An 841-nucleotide genomic window follows, 5' to 3' on the forward strand; every position below is an offset into this window, starting at 1 on the left:
AGCTTTTCCTGTGCGGTTTCCTTTCGGAAGTTGCTGCCCGTGAAGCGGACGGGGGCGCACATGGAAGTCAGCCTGTCATAGATACGGGCGTGGGGCGTGTCCTGCGGGTACTGCAATTCCTCCAGCGTGAGGTTGGTCGTGGCGATCAGCGGCTTGCCGCTTCGGTAACGGCTGTCAATCACGCTGTAAACCTGTTCCAGCCCGTATTCTGTCCCTCGCTCCATACCAAAATCATCAAGTATCAGCAGAGGGTAGCTGCAAAGGCGGGAAATATATTCATTCCTGCCCTCAAAGCTGGCGGCAAGGTCACCCAGTATCGTTGCAAAGTTTGTCATGCGAACGGCAACCTCTTTTTCCATAAGGGCGTTGGCGATACAGGCGGCAAGGTAGCTTTTTCCCGTCCCCACGCCTCCCCAAAACAGGTAGCCGATATTTTCAGCCTGCATGGTTTCCCAGCTCTCCACATAAAAGCGGGCGGTTTCGGTCTGTGGGTTTCTGCCGTTGTCATGCTCAAATGTCCAGTTCCGCATAGCAGGGTCAGTAAAGCCCCGGCGTTTCAAGTCCTCCACTTTTTCAAGGTGCTTCTGTCGGCTTTCGGCGGCTTGCTGCTTTTCACGGGCTGCCCGCTGGCAGTCGCAGTCTGTTGGGTGGCGGTCACGCCCGAAACAAGTCTTTCCCTCTGCAAAATAGGCTTCTTTGGGCGTATGGCACTTACCGCAGTATAAAAGCCCGTCCTCGCCTGTGTAATCCTCCGCTTCGGTGGTAGTGGTTGTAATGTCCGTAATCATAGCTTCAATCTCGTTTTTCATAAGCTCTCGCCCTCCTTGCATGAATAATCGGG

Annotated in this window: 1 protein-coding gene; it reads right to left on the reverse strand. The window is 54.3% G+C overall.

The window, feature by feature from the left end; translation table 11 throughout:
* Nucleotides 1–809: ATP-binding protein (locus tag GPK49_RS06850; RefSeq protein WP_215677112.1), on the reverse strand; the 809-nt coding region annotated here is incomplete at its 3' end.
* Between the last annotated feature and the right edge of the window lie 32 nt (nt 810–841).

Origin of the sequence: Clostridium sp. MCC345 (assembly GCF_018785345.1) — a bacterium.
Taxonomy (GTDB): Bacteria; Bacillota; Clostridia; order Lachnospirales; family Anaerotignaceae; genus Anaerotignum_A; species Anaerotignum_A faecicola.